Genomic DNA, 13,013 nt, shown 5'->3' with positions numbered 1-13,013 from the left:
ATACTTAAATAAGAAAGCAACACATGAAAAACGTAGCCATCGTAATGGGAGGTTATTCCAGCGAATATAAAATATCATTAACCAGTGGAAATGTTGTATTTAACAACATTAATCGTGCAAAATTTAATCCATATCGCATTCACATTTTCAAAGAAAAATGGGTATATGTAGATGAAAATGACTCCGAATTTCCAGTTGATAAAAATGATTTTTCAGTAACTGTAAATGGAACAAAAATCAACTTTGATGTCGTTTTCAATGCCATTCACGGCACACCTGGAGAAGATGGGTTGCTACAAGCCTATTTTGAATTAATCAATATGCCACAAACATCATGTGATTATTACCAAGCGGCATTAACGTTTAATAAACGTGATATGCTATCTGTTTTAAAACCATACGGAATAAAAACAGCAGAATCATATTATTTGAATTTGGGCGACGAAATTAACGTAGACGCCATTTTGGCTAAAGTTGGTTTACCTTGTTTCGTAAAGCCAAATAAATCAGGTTCAAGTTTCGGAATTTCAAAAGTAAAAACGAAAGAAGAATTTCTTCCAGCTATTGAAAACGCATATAAAGAAGACGACGAAATCATTATTGAAAGTTTCTTGGACGGAACAGAAGTTTCAGTGGGAGTAATTAACTATAAAGGAACTATTACCGTTTTACCAATTACGGAAATCGTATCCGAAAACGACTTTTTTGATTACGAAGCGAAATATTTAGGCAAATCAAAGGAAATTACCCCAGCAAGAATTTCGGAAGAATTGAAAGTAAAAATCGAAACAGTTGCTAAAAGAGCTTACGAAGTATTGAAAATGAAAGGTTTCTCAAGAAGTGAGTTCATTATTGTAAACAACGAACCACACATGTTGGAAATGAATACTATTCCAGGTCTAACCACCGAAAGTATTCTTCCACAACAAGCTCGCGAAGCGGGAATTTCATTACCTGAATTGTTTGAAAACGCTATTGAATTGGCTTTAAAGAAGTAAGATATGAAAAAAGCAATATTTCCAGGATCATTTGACCCAATTACCAACGGACATTACGATATTATCAAAAGAGGCGTTTCATTGTTTGATGAAGTTATTGTAGCTATTGGTGTTAATGCTGAAAAAAAATACATGTTCTCCTTAGAAGATAGAAAACGCTTTATTGAAGAAGCCTTTAAAGACGAACCAAAAGTAAAAGTCATCACCTATTCAGGACTAACCATCGATTTGTGCAAAAAAGAAAACGCAGAATTCATCTTACGCGGATTAAGAAATCCTGCCGACTTTGAATTTGAAAAAGCCATTGCACACACCAATCGTGTGATGTCGAAAATTGAAACGGTTTTCTTATTAACGGCTGCTAGAACTTCATTTATTTCATCCAGTATTGTACGTGATGTGTTAAGAAATGGTGGTGATATCGCACAATTAGTTCCTGAATCGGTTTTAGCTAAGAAATAGATTAATTTTCAAACACAATCAATTTCTCTTTAATTCTTAAATTCGAAAAGTGAAATTCGGTTTTTATCCATTCCAATGTTTTGGGTTGATAAATGAAAACATGTGTAAAATCATCTTTGTAATACCAATTTTCAAAAGGCATTTGATTGTTGTAAATGGCTGTTTTGCAATACAACTTACCTTTTGGAAGTAATAAACTTTTCAGTAATTCAAATTCTTGATACGGATGATGAAAATGTTCCATTACTTCGCAACACGAAACGTAATCGTATTTTTGCTTCAAAAGAGATATATCATTTGCAAAAAATAAATCGTAATTCTGTACTTGATAACCTTTATCGGTTAACATTTTAGCAATCACTGGACCCGTCCCTGAACCGAAATCCAAACCTTTAGCTTCTGGAGAAAAATCGTATAAAACAGCGTCAACTATAGGTGAAACAAACGCTTGATACCGCTCGTCAAAAACATCATTATTGTGTTTTTCGTAATGCTCCTTCTCAGCTTCAGCGGTTAAAAAAGTGTGTGTTGGTCTGAAAATTCCATCGCAAGTATCGCATTTATAAAACAAATGCTTTGGCTTTTCGCAAAAAACCGTTGCTGTGGAATTACACAATGGGCAGATTGGAGAAGTCATTTTATTCGCTTAATCTAATTTCAACATCCATTCTTTCATGTAAAACTCTTACAACTTCAATTTCTTTGGATTTAGTTATTCTAAAAAATATCAAATGTGACTTAACTTTAGAACATCGATAATCTTTCCTAATTGTTCCGAAGTCACGAGCCATTTCAAAATTTGCTACTATATATTCAATTTCATCAAAAATTAAATTATAATAACGGTCTGCTTGCTCAATAGACCAATTTTCTGCGGTGTAAATCCAAATTTTATTAACGTCATCCAGCGCTTGTTCGCTTAGTATATAATTTGACATTATTTTTGAAAGTTTGCTTTAAGTTGTTCTAAATTTTTGTTTCGATCAAAATTTTTAATTTTTGTGCTTTTTTCTCCTATTTTAAGCTCATTAATTAATGACTTTGATTTACTTTCTTCTTGTTCAAACACTCTTAAAGCCGCTCTAACAACCTCACTAACAGAAGTATATTTTCCTGTTGCCATTTGTTCATTAATAAATTTTTCAAAATATTCACCTAATAATATGGAAGTATTTCGTGCCATAACTTTTTTTATCAAATATACCAAGAATTGGTATTTATTGCAAATAATTTTAATTAATTTTAAAAAAACTACTCCTCCTCTTTCTTAATCACCTTTCTCGCTACTTCAATTTTATACTTCTTCCCTTTCATTTTTTCGTCTTTGATGTTTTGCAATAACGATTTCACTTTTGGATATTTCACCGCTACAAACGAAATAAAATCTTTGACTTCGATTAATCCAATATCATCTTTTTCTAGTTTTCCTTTTTGCGAAAAGAAACCTACAATATCAATTTTATTCAACTTGTTTTTCTTTCCTCCGCTGATGTAAAGCGTTTGATATAAAGGTGCTTTGGGCAACGATTTCGAATTGGAAACATCTAATCTACGTTTGCCATAATCAAAATAATCGGATTTCTTTTCCGTTTCATGAATCAGTACATAAGCAGTTCCGGTTGCTAACATACGAGCCGTTCTTCCATTTCTGTGGGTAAATTCGTCTTCTTTTGCGGGTAAATGGTAATGAATTACGTGTTTCATTTCAGGTATATCCAAACCTCTTGCACCTAAATCGGTTGTAATCAAATAGGAAACACTGCCATTTCTGAACTGAATTAAGGCACGTTCTCGTTCGTCTTGATCTAATCCGCCGTGATAGTATGTAGAAATAATGCCTTTTTGAGTTAACATTTCATGAATGCGTTCTACCGCTTCTCTGTGATTACAAAAAATAATGGCAGCATCAGAGTTTAAAGAACAAATCAACTGAAACAACGAATCAATTTTATCCTTCGATTTCGAAAAAACGATGCGAACATCTAAATTATCATTCTGTTTTTGGTTCGGAATAAAATCGATTACTTTTGGATCAATTACTTTGGTATATTTTGGAATTTCCACGCCCGAAGTAGCAGAAACTAAAATTCGCTTGTTGGCTCTGGTTATTTTTCCAATGATATAAGACATTTCTTCATGAAAACCCAATTGCAACGATTTATCAAATTCGTCTAAAACATAAGTTTTAATGTTATCGGTAGCAAAACTTCCTCGGTCTAAATGATCGGCAATTCTTCCTGGTGTTCCAATTAACAACGCTGGTGGATTGCTCAAATTATTGATTTCAATATCAATCGAATGTCCTCCATAACACGTATTGACTTTGTAATGCGTGCCCATTTTTTTCCAAACTTGTTCGATTTGCAAACCTAACTCGCGTGAAGGTACTAAAATTAAGCATTGCACACCTTTTACGTTTTCTTCTAATAATTGAAAAATAGGCAACAAAAACGCTAATGTTTTCCCCGAACCAGTTGGAGAAAGCAATAAAATATTATCTTCATTCAAAATAGCATGTTGTGCTACCTCTTGCATTTTGTTCAAACTTTGAATACCAAGATTCAATAGTACATTGTTGGAATATGGATTTTGACTCATGCGGCAAAGATAAAGCCAATTAATTAAAAATTACGAATTATAAAATTCTACCTCAAAAAGATTCTTTATTTTTGAAAATCAAATTCAATTCTGCTATGCATTTTTTTAAAATAAGTTTGCTTTTCTTCTCGATTTCCGTGTTTTCGCAAAACAATTTCATCACACCTTTTGAACGTGGTAATGGCAATCAATCTACTACTTATGAAGAATGTATTGCGTTTTATGAAAAATTAGACGAAAGTTATGCCAACATTCAAATGATTCACAAAGGCACAACCGATAGCGGAAAACCATTGCATTTAGTACTTTTTTCAAGCGAAGGTAAATTTGATTTTGATGAATATTTTACTAGAAATAAAGCTGTAATTTTAATAAACAACGGCATTCACGCGGGTGAACCTGACGGAATTGACGCTACTATGATGTTAATGCGTGATTTGGCCATGGGAAAAATAAAAACTGCTAAAAATACCTTAATCGCTGCTATTCCTGTTTATAGTGTTGGTGGAATGTTGAATCGAAATTCACATTCAAGAGCCAATCAAAACGGTCCGGAAGAATATGGTTTTAGAGGAAATGCTCGAAATTATGATTTGAATCGCGATTTCATTAAATCAGACACTAAAAACTCAAGAAGTTTTCAAAAACTATTTACCGAATTAAATCCTGATATTTTCTTAGACAACCACGTTTCCAATGGTGCTGATTATCAATATACGTTTACTTGTATTGCAACCCAACAGGAACGTTTGGGAAACAAATTAGGTAATTATTTCATCAACGAATTGTATCCTTCGGTGGTGAAAGACATGAATAAAAAGAAAATCGATGTGGTGCCGTATGTGAATATTCATGGAGATATGCCTGACAAAGGGTTCGAGCAATTTACCGATACTCCAAGATATGCCACAGGTTATTCAACTTTATTCCACACTTTAGGATTTGTTCCAGAAACGCACATGTTGAAAGTATACAAAGAACGCGTGAAAGTGACTTACGAATTTATGGTAAGCACGATTAATTTCGCCGATACGAATTGGCAAAAAATCAAACAAATGCGAAAAGAAGCGTTGAACGAATATCAAGCAGGAATGGAATATCCATTAGATTGGATAATTGATTCGACAAAAGTGTCTTATATTGATTTTAAAGGCTATCAAGGCGGTTATAAACCAAGTGATATTTCAGGAAAAGATCGATTGTTTTACGATAAAAGCAAACCGTTTACCAAGAAAATTCCGTTTTATGGGAATTATAAACCTACGAAATTCGTGAGTATTCCGAAAGCGTATGTTATTCCGCAATCGCAATGGCAAGTGTTGGATATTTTGAAATTGAACAACATCAATGCGCATCGTATTCAAAATGATACGATTATTGAAGTAGAATCGTATAAAATTGAAAGTTATCAAACTTCAAAATCGCCTTACGAAGGGCATTACGGACATTACAATACAAAAGTGACAAAATCCACTCGAAAAATACAGTTTTACTATGGCGATTATGTGTTTTATACAAATCAGCCTGGTGTGAAATATTTAGTAGAAACGTTGGAACCAGAAGCGGTGGACAGTTATTTCAATTGGAACTTCTTCGACCCTATTTTACAACAAAAAGAGTATTTTTCAAGTTATGTTTTTGAAGATTTGGCAAAAGAATTCTTAGACAAAAATCCAAAAATCAAAGCCGAATTAGAACAAAAGAAACAAAACGACAAAGCTTTCGCTGAAAACGGTGCAGCACAATTAGATTGGGTGTACAAACAATCGCCTTATTATGAAAAAGCGCATTTACAGTATCCGGTTTATAGGCTTAATTAAACAATAATGAATGTTTATGGAAATTGAAAATCAAATTGAAAGCAAAATTAAAGATTTTTTCAAATGGATTAACTTGCCAATTGTACAAAAATATTATATTAAACATGGTCAGAATTGGGATGCTATTTGTGCTTCTCTTCATATAATTAATGATTTACAAAGACCAAAATATGAGTACTATTCTATTAAATCAATAAACCATCTTGAAACGATTGGAATAATGCAAACAATTTACATTGAACAAGATAGCGTACAAACACTTCAAAATTCTATTTTAGAAAGAATAAATCAAAAATTTTCTCTTTCAAAGTATGATAAAATAAGAAATATAAGAAATAAAATTTTTGGGCATCCATCTGAAAAAAGCAATGGAAAAATGAAAACTCGACATCTATTCGATATAGAGAATAAAAAAACACAATTGATTAAACACATCTATTGGGGAACTGAAGAAGAAGCTGGAAGTGAAAATATTATAATTACTGACATTGTCAAAGAAAACTCATGTATTACGCTTTTATATTTAAATGAGATTGAAGAAAACTTTAAAAACAAATTCAAAGAAATAATGGATAACTACAACATAAAATTTGAAAACTTATTCAGAAACTCTTTATATACTTTTGAAAAAATTTTAACAAAAAACAATGATACAATAGCTATAAATTCATTTGATGAAACTATCCATCAAGAGATTGAAAACGCTAGGAAAGGCTTAATTGAAAGAGATATTTATGAAAATTTTGAAAAAGAAATTGAAGTTATGCTATTTTTAAGTAATAATCTTAAAAAACTCTTTTACAATCAAACATTTGAAGACATAGAATTTTACACATATGCTTCAGTATTATCAGAAAAAGTTAATTCCTTAAAAGCGGAACTTAAACAAATTGATAAATTTTAATCTAAACCACCTTCTCCGCCTCAAACAACAACTTGATATTTTCATAAGAGTTCTCTAAAAGAAACTTAATATTGTCCGGATGTACCCACTCTACTTTATCAATACCTTCATCGGCTTGACCTTTTGGAGTGCCTTCAAATTTGGTACGCATTTCAAACCATTGGGTAATTTTTAATTTATAGCGACCGTTGCGTTTAAAAATATGATAGGTTTTTTGCAGTTTTTCGGTGATTATTAATCCAGTAACTCCAGTTTCTTCTTCTACTTCTCTAATAGCGGTTTCTTCTATAGTTTCGTTTTTTTCCATACCTCCTTTTGCCAAATCCCATTTGCCATTTCTAAAAATAAAAAGTACGTCGCCATCCTTGTTATAAACTAATCCGCCACCAGCTTTTTCTACAGGCAATTTGGCACGAAGAGTTTTCATGATTAACTTCTCATCAGGATGATACAAAAATGCCTTCTGAATTTTATTCTGAAATATTTTAACAATCAACTTCTTGATATCAACACTTTCTAATAAAAAAAGTTTGAAATCAGTTTCTTTTTGAACCTGATTTGTTAAAAAAAGTGGCTTATCGTTCACAAAAACTTTATACATTTGCAATATGATTTTTAATAACAACACAGCTCAACAAACAGCCGAATTGCTTTTACAAATAAACGCAATTAAATTAAATTCTAAAAATCCTTTTACATGGGCTTCAGGCTGGAAGTCTCCGATTTATTGTGACAACCGCATAATCCTTTCATTTCCAGCGGTTAGAAATTATGTACGCGATGAATTTGCGAAACATATTGAAGAAAAATTTGGTAAACCAGATGTCATTGCAGGTGTTGCAACGGGAGCAATTGGCATTGGAATTCTTGTTGCAGAAGCAATGGGACTACCTTTTGTTTACGTTCGCCCAGAACCCAAAAAACATGGAAGACAAAACCAAGTAGAAGGTTTCTTGCAAAAAGGACAAAACGTAGTTGTCGTAGAAGATTTAATATCAACTGGTGGAAGCAGTTTATTAGCAGTTGAAGCTTTACGAAACGAAGGCGCTAATATCAAAGGAATGGCAGCGATTTTTACCTATGGTTTTCCTGTTTCAAAAGAACGCTTTGAAGCCGCAAATTTAGATGTTTTCACGCTAAGCAATTACGAGAATTTATTGCAAAAAGCAGTTGACAAACAATATGTTTCTGAAAATGAAATGGAAACATTGAGTGCTTGGAATGCCAATCCTGCTGAGTGGAATGTAGAAGTTTAACAACTAATTTTTAAATGCTAAACCCTAATAAACTTATAAATAAAAATATATGAACTTAGAAAGTCCAAAAGTAAACGTTTCAAAATCGGCTGAATATTTATTCAATGCTTTGACAGACGTTAAAAACTTTGAAAAATTAATGCCCGAAAATATTGCGAAATTTGAAGTAATCGATGAAAATTGCTTTGAATTTGGATTAAAAGGAATGCCAGAAATTAAATTGGTAAAAAAAGAAGCCATACCTAACACTAAAGTTGTTTTAGGAGCCGCTTCAAGTAAATTACCTTTTACACTAACTGCAAACTTAACCGAGGTAAATGAAACTACTGATGTTCAATTAATTTTTGAAGGTGATTTTAACCCTATGATGGCGATGATGATCAAAGGACCTATCACAAAATTTATTGAGACATTGGCTCAGAATATGGGGAAATTGTAGTTTCCTGAATAACTTATTGAACACGAATTACTCGAATTAACAAAAATGTTGATTAGTAATTCGTGTTTTTTTATGTTCTAAGTTCTCGATACAATTTTTTAAAAGTAAAAATCACTCGAAGTGACGGTTAGAGTTATTATTGATTATTATTTTTATATTTGGTAATCAAACCATAAAATATGTTATCAAAAACTACTTTAGTTTTCTTATTTCTTTCTCTCTTGTCCGAAATTATTGGTACAATTGGAGGTTTTGGTTCTTCAGTTTTTTTTGTTCCTATAGCTAACTTTTATTTTGATTTTCATACGGTTTTAGGAATCACTGCCCTGTTTCATTTAGCTAGCAATCTGAGTAAAATTGCACTATTTCGAAAAGGATTAGATAAAAAATTATTAGTAAACATTGGTATACCATCGGTAATCTTTGTAATAGTTGGAAGTTACGCATCAAAATATCTACTCACTACTTTTTTAGAAATTACATTAGGAATTTTCTTAATTGTTATGAGTTTATTTTTCCTAATCAAAGAAAATTTAGTCATTAAACCTGAATTAAAAGAATCAATAATTGGCGGATCAATTTCTGGATTTGCTGCAGGTTTATTAGGAACCGGTGGTGCTGTTAGAGGAATAACAATGGCTGCTTATAATCTAGAAAAAAGTAAATTTATCGCCACATCAGCAGCAATTGATTTTCTAATTGATATTACTAGAAGTTTCACCTATTTCCAAAATGGATATATTCACCAACACGATTTATATTTAATTCCCTATTTGTTTTTGATTGGTTTAATAGGGACTTATATTGGAAAACGTATTCTGTATTATATTCCGCAAGAAAAATTTAAAAAAATATCGTTGATATTAATTTTAATAATTGGAATTATAACTGTTGTTGGTGTTTTTTATTAAAATTAAGCCGTTTTCAATGCCTCAACCAACAAATCAATATCTTCATTTGAATTAAAATGACTGAATGAAATGCGTAAACTTGGTTTTCTAGCTTCATCTGGTGATAAAAATGCGGCTAAAACGTGCGATGGTTTGATACTTCCGCTTTGGCAAGCACTACCGCGTGAAACAGCAATTCCTTTCATATCCAAAGTAAATAATAACATCGAAGTCTTTTCTTCCGATAAAGGCAATTGAACATTCAAAAGGTTATAAAACGTGTTCTCTCCGTTGATTTTTACCTCTGGAAATACTTTTTTCAATTCCGAAAAGCAGTAGTTTTTTAAATCAGAAATGTATTTGGTATCATTTTCTAAATTCGCATTAGCTAGTTCTAAGGCTTTTGCCATTCCTACTACCTGATGTACAGCTTCTGTTCCGGCACGCATGCCTTTTTCTTGCTCTCCTCCATAAAGCAAAGGCTGCAACATCGAATTCTTTTTAATAAAAGCAAACCCGATTCCTTTTGGACCGTGAAATTTGTGTGCACTCGCTACTAAAAAATCGATTCCTAAATCTTGTACATCTAAAATAGATTTTCCAACAGATTGTACCGTATCGCAATGAAAAAGTGCTTTAGCATACTTACATAGGTCCGAAACACGTTTGATGTCTAAAATCGTTCCTATTTCGTTATTTACATGCATTAATGACACTAACGTAAACTCATCGGATAGTAATTTAGCAGCTAAATCTTGATAATCAATATCTCCTGTAGGTAAAATGGTAATATATTCTACATTAATTCCAAATTCCTTTGCTAAATGCTCAACAGTGTATAATGTAGCATGATGTTCAATTTTTGAGGTAATAATACGCTTTATCCCCAAATCTTTAACTGCACTTCTCAATACCCAATTGGTAGCTTCTGTAGCACTTGAAGTAAAGATAATTTCTGAAGCTTGCGCATTTAGTAATTTAGCAATCGTTTTTCGGGCTGATTCTAACAACGTTTTTGCGCTTCTACCAAAACTGTGTGTAGAAGATGGATTTCCAAAATCGTTTTGAAGCACATCCATCATTACTGAAATTACTTCTGGATGAATTGCTGTGGTTGCAGCATTGTCTAAATACACTTTTTTCATTTGAGGCTTTTAATTTTTTTTAGTTCAAATAGAATTTGCACAAGAATTTGGAAAAAATAATAAAATTGATTCACTACTTATTTCGCATTGCAAAGATACAAATCATTTTATTTTTGAAGTCTTAATTTCTTTTTGCGTTGAAATTAACAAACTTTAGTAAATTAATAAATTAAAACCTTTATTTTTGCTACATAAATTTGATTAATACATGAAAAAACTTATAGTTTTAGTAGCTTCAGTTTTTATGCTACAAGCTTGTGATGATGGCGATATTACGTTAGAATCATTTAATTTTGATACCGTTTCTGTTCAAAATTGTAGCGACAATAACCTTGTTTTTAAGATTAATGATAATGAGTTATTGCTTTTAAATATTCCGGCAACTAGCTTTGCTAATGAAGAAACACCTGATGGAAGTCCACGAATAGTAACCGTTAGTAGCACCAATCAGATTATTTATAGATTGTATTCAGGAGATGTAAGTTCTAGTACCATTTGCTCTATACTTCCTCCTGCATCTCCTGTTGTTGAAAAAGAATGGAATGCAACTGGAGGAACAATTGAAATTATTACTAATGCACTTTATGCTTCAGATGGAATTACCATAACTGGTTATACACACAATATTAAATTTGTAAATGTAAATTTTTCAAACTCGGAAAACTCGTTTAGTTTTACGGAATATATTTTTGGGAATTACGAAACAAATTAAGAGAATTCATTTTACAAAAGTAAAGGACTATTCAAAATTGAGTAGTCCTTTTTTTTATTATTTGAAATGAACTTAAAGTAAATTTTTAATCTAAAATCTTACTTCACATTTTGCTTAATATAAACTTCTGTTGCTCCCAAACCATATTTTTGATAGTTTGCATCTTGGAATGAAATGTTATCATAACGACCCAATAAAAAATCTAAATCAGCTTTCAAAACACCTTCACCAACGCCATGAATAAACACCACTTTTGGCATCCTATTTTTAATAGCAAAATCGAGTTGCCGTTTTGCAGTTTCTATCTGCAAAGTCAAAATATCATAATTGCTCATACCACGTTTTGATGGTACTAATTTTTCAATATGTAAATCAACTTCTAAGACAAATTCATCCTTACGAGACTTCTTCTCTTTGACAAAACTACGCTTTTTAGCCCCTTCTTTATCTTTCAAAACAGAAGTTAAACTTTGAGTTGAAAAAAAATCACTTAAATCGTTGGAATTATGTATTTTAACTAATTCGTTGACAAAAAATGTCATCGTAAATTTATCCGTAGTTTCTATTAAAATTTCATTGTTTTTTATAGCCACAACTCTTCCTGAAATTGCTTCATCCAAAACTTCAACCTTGTCTCCTATTTCAAATTTCTGTGTCATTTTCTTCGTCTTTTTTTGAAGGTATTTTTTTCATTAATTGGAATAACCCATACATAAAAATTGCCATTGCTCCTATCATTATATATTGATTAGGATTTGGTTTTGACTGCTCAATCATCGCAAAAATTCCAACCGCTGCGAACAATAAAATGTATAAAAATTGCTTCATTATATTTATTATTTAAGAATTCAAAAGTAGTCTTTTTTTTAGCTAAACTTTTAAAAAGTAAAACCAAATTTTATCTATAACTTAATTCAAAAAGATACAACACCTTTCTAACATAAAATTAATAACAACTCATTAACAAATCGTTTACAACACTTTTTTTGAGTTTGGCACGGCAATTGAAAACACCTAATCAAGCAACCTTTTTAGAAACGAATTTTAAAATGAAGTTGTTAGTTTAATCTTTAAATATTTGTATCATGAAAAAAATTACACTTTTAGTAGTAGCCAGCTTCATACTGGTAGGAAGTATGGCTTATGCGTCAGAAAACCCTGTTTTTTCTGACAACACAGATAGAAGAGCTTATTCTATTGATTATAGAGATGCAGAACCTATCATTTTTAAAGAACGTGGGATAGAATTTATGTTGTTTCCAAATGGAGAATTTGATTTTAACACAAGACCATCTGGACCAAGACATACTGCAAATGGAACTAGCGGGGCTCCTGGAACAAGAGGATACTATGGACCATCTGGAAGAGGGGTACGTGTGGAACACGACAACTTTGGTAGAGTAAGACGTGTAGGAAATGTTTATATCAACTACGATGCCTTTGGAAGAGTAAAACGTATTGGAAGTATTTACATGAGCTACAACAGCTTTGCTGTAACTAAAGTAGGAAACATGAGAATTGTGTATGACAGAAGAGGAAGAATTGTAGATGTATATGGTTTTATAAACGCTACAAACAGTGGATATTACTACAACCCAAGAGGAACACATTATTCAAATGATCACGACGACTATGGTTATGACGACGATGATAACGGAGACTATGACGATGACTACGATGAAAATGACTATTACTACTATCGTAAAGACGGAACAAAAGTAAAAATGTCTGATGAAGACATTAAAGAAATAAAAGTTGAAACTTTAGAAGTAAAAAAAGATAAATAATT

Annotated in this window: 17 protein-coding genes; 9 read left to right on the top strand and 8 right to left on the bottom strand. The window is 31.8% G+C overall.

The window, feature by feature from the left end; translation table 11 throughout:
• Positions 1 to 23: 23 nt before the first annotated feature.
• Positions 24 to 998 carry a D-alanine--D-alanine ligase gene (locus VK164_RS03525; protein WP_324208024.1) on the top strand — a complete coding sequence of 325 codons (975 nt, stop codon included), beginning with the start codon at positions 24 to 26 and terminating at the stop codon, positions 996 to 998.
• 3 nt (positions 999 to 1,001) lie between these two features.
• Positions 1,002 to 1,460 carry a pantetheine-phosphate adenylyltransferase gene (coaD, locus tag VK164_RS03520; RefSeq protein ID WP_324208023.1) on the top strand — a complete coding sequence of 153 codons (459 nt, stop codon included), beginning with the start codon at positions 1,002 to 1,004 and terminating at the stop codon, positions 1,458 to 1,460.
• A 1-nt stretch (position 1,461) separates the two neighbouring features.
• On the opposite strand, the gene VK164_RS03515 is transcribed toward coaD, so the two are convergent.
• The 4 genes from VK164_RS03515 to VK164_RS03500 all read right to left on the bottom strand — a co-directional run bounded on the left by VK164_RS03515 (position 1,462) and on the right by VK164_RS03500 (position 4,058).
• Positions 1,462 to 2,097, bottom strand: coding sequence for a class I SAM-dependent methyltransferase (locus VK164_RS03515; protein WP_324208022.1), 636 nt, complete (start codon positions 2,095 to 2,097; stop codon positions 1,462 to 1,464).
• A 1-nt stretch (position 2,098) separates the two neighbouring features.
• Positions 2,099 to 2,398, bottom strand: coding sequence for a type II toxin-antitoxin system RelE/ParE family toxin (locus VK164_RS03510; RefSeq protein ID WP_324208021.1), 300 nt, complete (start codon positions 2,396 to 2,398; stop codon positions 2,099 to 2,101).
• Positions 2,398 to 2,643 (bottom strand): type II toxin-antitoxin system ParD family antitoxin, encoded by a 246-nt coding sequence (locus VK164_RS03505; RefSeq protein ID WP_324208020.1) that lies wholly within the window; start codon positions 2,641 to 2,643, stop codon positions 2,398 to 2,400. Before VK164_RS03505 ends, VK164_RS03510 begins: the two co-directional genes overlap by 1 nt.
• Before the next feature lie 68 nt (positions 2,644 to 2,711).
• Positions 2,712 to 4,058 carry a DEAD/DEAH box helicase gene (locus VK164_RS03500; protein ID WP_324208019.1) on the bottom strand — a complete coding sequence of 449 codons (1,347 nt, stop codon included), beginning with the start codon at positions 4,056 to 4,058 and terminating at the stop codon, positions 2,712 to 2,714.
• Positions 4,059 to 4,153: 95 nt separating this feature from the next.
• On the opposite strand from VK164_RS03500, the gene VK164_RS03495 reads away from it, so the two are divergent.
• Positions 4,154 to 5,878, top strand: a complete 1,725-nt coding sequence (locus VK164_RS03495; protein WP_324208018.1) for a M14 family zinc carboxypeptidase — start codon at positions 4,154 to 4,156, stop codon at positions 5,876 to 5,878.
• Between the two features lie 16 nt (positions 5,879 to 5,894).
• Positions 5,895 to 6,782, top strand: coding sequence for a hypothetical protein (locus VK164_RS03490; RefSeq protein ID WP_324208017.1), 888 nt, complete (start codon positions 5,895 to 5,897; stop codon positions 6,780 to 6,782).
• A gap of 1 nt (position 6,783) precedes the next feature.
• Here VK164_RS03490 and VK164_RS03485 read toward each other — a convergent pair whose 3' ends face one another.
• Complete coding sequence (locus VK164_RS03485; protein ID WP_324208016.1) at positions 6,784 to 7,383, bottom strand: NUDIX hydrolase; 600 nt, start codon at positions 7,381 to 7,383, stop codon at positions 6,784 to 6,786.
• Positions 7,384 to 7,390: 7 nt separating this feature from the next.
• Between VK164_RS03485 and pyrE the strand changes: the two genes are divergently transcribed.
• The 3 genes from pyrE to VK164_RS03470 all read left to right on the top strand — a co-directional run bounded on the left by pyrE (position 7,391) and on the right by VK164_RS03470 (position 9,388).
• Positions 7,391 to 8,038, top strand: a complete 648-nt coding sequence (gene pyrE / locus VK164_RS03480) for an orotate phosphoribosyltransferase (protein WP_324208015.1) — start codon at positions 7,391 to 7,393, stop codon at positions 8,036 to 8,038.
• 49 nt (positions 8,039 to 8,087) lie between these two features.
• Positions 8,088 to 8,477 (top strand): SRPBCC family protein, encoded by a 390-nt coding sequence (locus tag VK164_RS03475; RefSeq protein ID WP_324208014.1) that lies wholly within the window; start codon positions 8,088 to 8,090, stop codon positions 8,475 to 8,477.
• 179 nt (positions 8,478 to 8,656) lie between these two features.
• Entirely contained in the window at positions 8,657 to 9,388 is a 732-nt protein-coding gene (locus tag VK164_RS03470) for a sulfite exporter TauE/SafE family protein (protein WP_324208013.1), read from the top strand.
• Between the two features lie 2 nt (positions 9,389 to 9,390).
• On the opposite strand, the gene VK164_RS03465 is transcribed toward VK164_RS03470, so the two are convergent.
• On the bottom strand, positions 9,391 to 10,512 hold the full coding sequence (locus tag VK164_RS03465; RefSeq protein ID WP_324208012.1) for a cysteine desulfurase family protein: 1,122 nt from the start codon (positions 10,510 to 10,512) through the stop codon (positions 9,391 to 9,393).
• A 208-nt stretch (positions 10,513 to 10,720) separates the two neighbouring features.
• Here VK164_RS03465 and VK164_RS03460 point away from each other — a divergent pair, with 208 nt between their 5' ends.
• Entirely contained in the window at positions 10,721 to 11,224 is a 504-nt protein-coding gene (locus VK164_RS03460; protein ID WP_324208011.1) for a hypothetical protein, read from the top strand.
• Positions 11,225 to 11,322: 98 nt separating this feature from the next.
• Here VK164_RS03460 and VK164_RS03455 read toward each other — a convergent pair whose 3' ends face one another.
• A complete protein-coding gene (locus tag VK164_RS03455; protein WP_324208010.1) occupies positions 11,323 to 11,883 on the bottom strand; it encodes a Smr/MutS family protein in 561 nt (186 codons plus the stop codon).
• Positions 11,867 to 12,052 (bottom strand): hypothetical protein, encoded by a 186-nt coding sequence (locus VK164_RS03450; protein ID WP_324208009.1) that lies wholly within the window; start codon positions 12,050 to 12,052, stop codon positions 11,867 to 11,869. Before VK164_RS03450 ends, VK164_RS03455 begins: the two co-directional genes overlap by 17 nt.
• Positions 12,053 to 12,309: 257 nt before the next feature.
• On the opposite strand from VK164_RS03450, the gene VK164_RS03445 reads away from it, so the two are divergent.
• Positions 12,310 to 13,011 (top strand): hypothetical protein, encoded by a 702-nt coding sequence (locus tag VK164_RS03445; RefSeq protein ID WP_324208008.1) that lies wholly within the window; start codon positions 12,310 to 12,312, stop codon positions 13,009 to 13,011.
• Positions 13,012 to 13,013 lie beyond the last annotated feature (2 nt).

The organism is Flavobacterium sp., assembly GCF_035299005.1.
Taxonomy (GTDB): Bacteria; Bacteroidota; Bacteroidia; order Flavobacteriales; family Flavobacteriaceae; genus Flavobacterium.
This window is presented reverse-complemented; position numbering and strand designations above follow the sequence as displayed.

What these genes read in the sequence shown, in the direction of transcription:
- VK164_RS03525 (WP_324208024.1), top strand. Translation starts at nt 24, where the DNA reads ATGAAAAACGTAGCCATCGTAATGGGAGGTTATTCCAGCGAATATAAA.
- coaD (WP_324208023.1), top strand. Translation starts at nt 1,002, where the DNA reads ATGAAAAAAGCAATATTTCCAGGATCATTTGACCCAATTACCAACGGA.
- VK164_RS03515 (WP_324208022.1), bottom strand. Translation starts at nt 2,097, where the DNA reads ATGACTTCTCCAATCTGCCCATTGTGTAATTCCACAGCAACGGTTTTT.
- VK164_RS03510 (WP_324208021.1), bottom strand. Translation starts at nt 2,398, where the DNA reads ATGTCAAATTATATACTAAGCGAACAAGCGCTGGATGACGTTAATAAA.
- VK164_RS03505 (WP_324208020.1), bottom strand. Translation starts at nt 2,643, where the DNA reads ATGGCACGAAATACTTCCATATTATTAGGTGAATATTTTGAAAAATTT.
- VK164_RS03500 (WP_324208019.1), bottom strand. Translation starts at nt 4,058, where the DNA reads ATGAGTCAAAATCCATATTCCAACAATGTACTATTGAATCTTGGTATT.
- VK164_RS03495 (WP_324208018.1), top strand. Translation starts at nt 4,154, where the DNA reads ATGCATTTTTTTAAAATAAGTTTGCTTTTCTTCTCGATTTCCGTGTTT.
- VK164_RS03490 (WP_324208017.1), top strand. Translation starts at nt 5,895, where the DNA reads ATGGAAATTGAAAATCAAATTGAAAGCAAAATTAAAGATTTTTTCAAA.
- VK164_RS03485 (WP_324208016.1), bottom strand. Translation starts at nt 7,383, where the DNA reads ATGTATAAAGTTTTTGTGAACGATAAGCCACTTTTTTTAACAAATCAG.
- pyrE (WP_324208015.1), top strand. Translation starts at nt 7,391, where the DNA reads ATGATTTTTAATAACAACACAGCTCAACAAACAGCCGAATTGCTTTTA.
- VK164_RS03475 (WP_324208014.1), top strand. Translation starts at nt 8,088, where the DNA reads ATGAACTTAGAAAGTCCAAAAGTAAACGTTTCAAAATCGGCTGAATAT.
- VK164_RS03470 (WP_324208013.1), top strand. Translation starts at nt 8,657, where the DNA reads ATGTTATCAAAAACTACTTTAGTTTTCTTATTTCTTTCTCTCTTGTCC.
- VK164_RS03465 (WP_324208012.1), bottom strand. Translation starts at nt 10,512, where the DNA reads ATGAAAAAAGTGTATTTAGACAATGCTGCAACCACAGCAATTCATCCA.
- VK164_RS03460 (WP_324208011.1), top strand. Translation starts at nt 10,721, where the DNA reads ATGAAAAAACTTATAGTTTTAGTAGCTTCAGTTTTTATGCTACAAGCT.
- VK164_RS03455 (WP_324208010.1), bottom strand. Translation starts at nt 11,883, where the DNA reads ATGACACAGAAATTTGAAATAGGAGACAAGGTTGAAGTTTTGGATGAA.
- VK164_RS03450 (WP_324208009.1), bottom strand. Translation starts at nt 12,052, where the DNA reads ATGAAGCAATTTTTATACATTTTATTGTTCGCAGCGGTTGGAATTTTT.
- VK164_RS03445 (WP_324208008.1), top strand. Translation starts at nt 12,310, where the DNA reads ATGAAAAAAATTACACTTTTAGTAGTAGCCAGCTTCATACTGGTAGGA.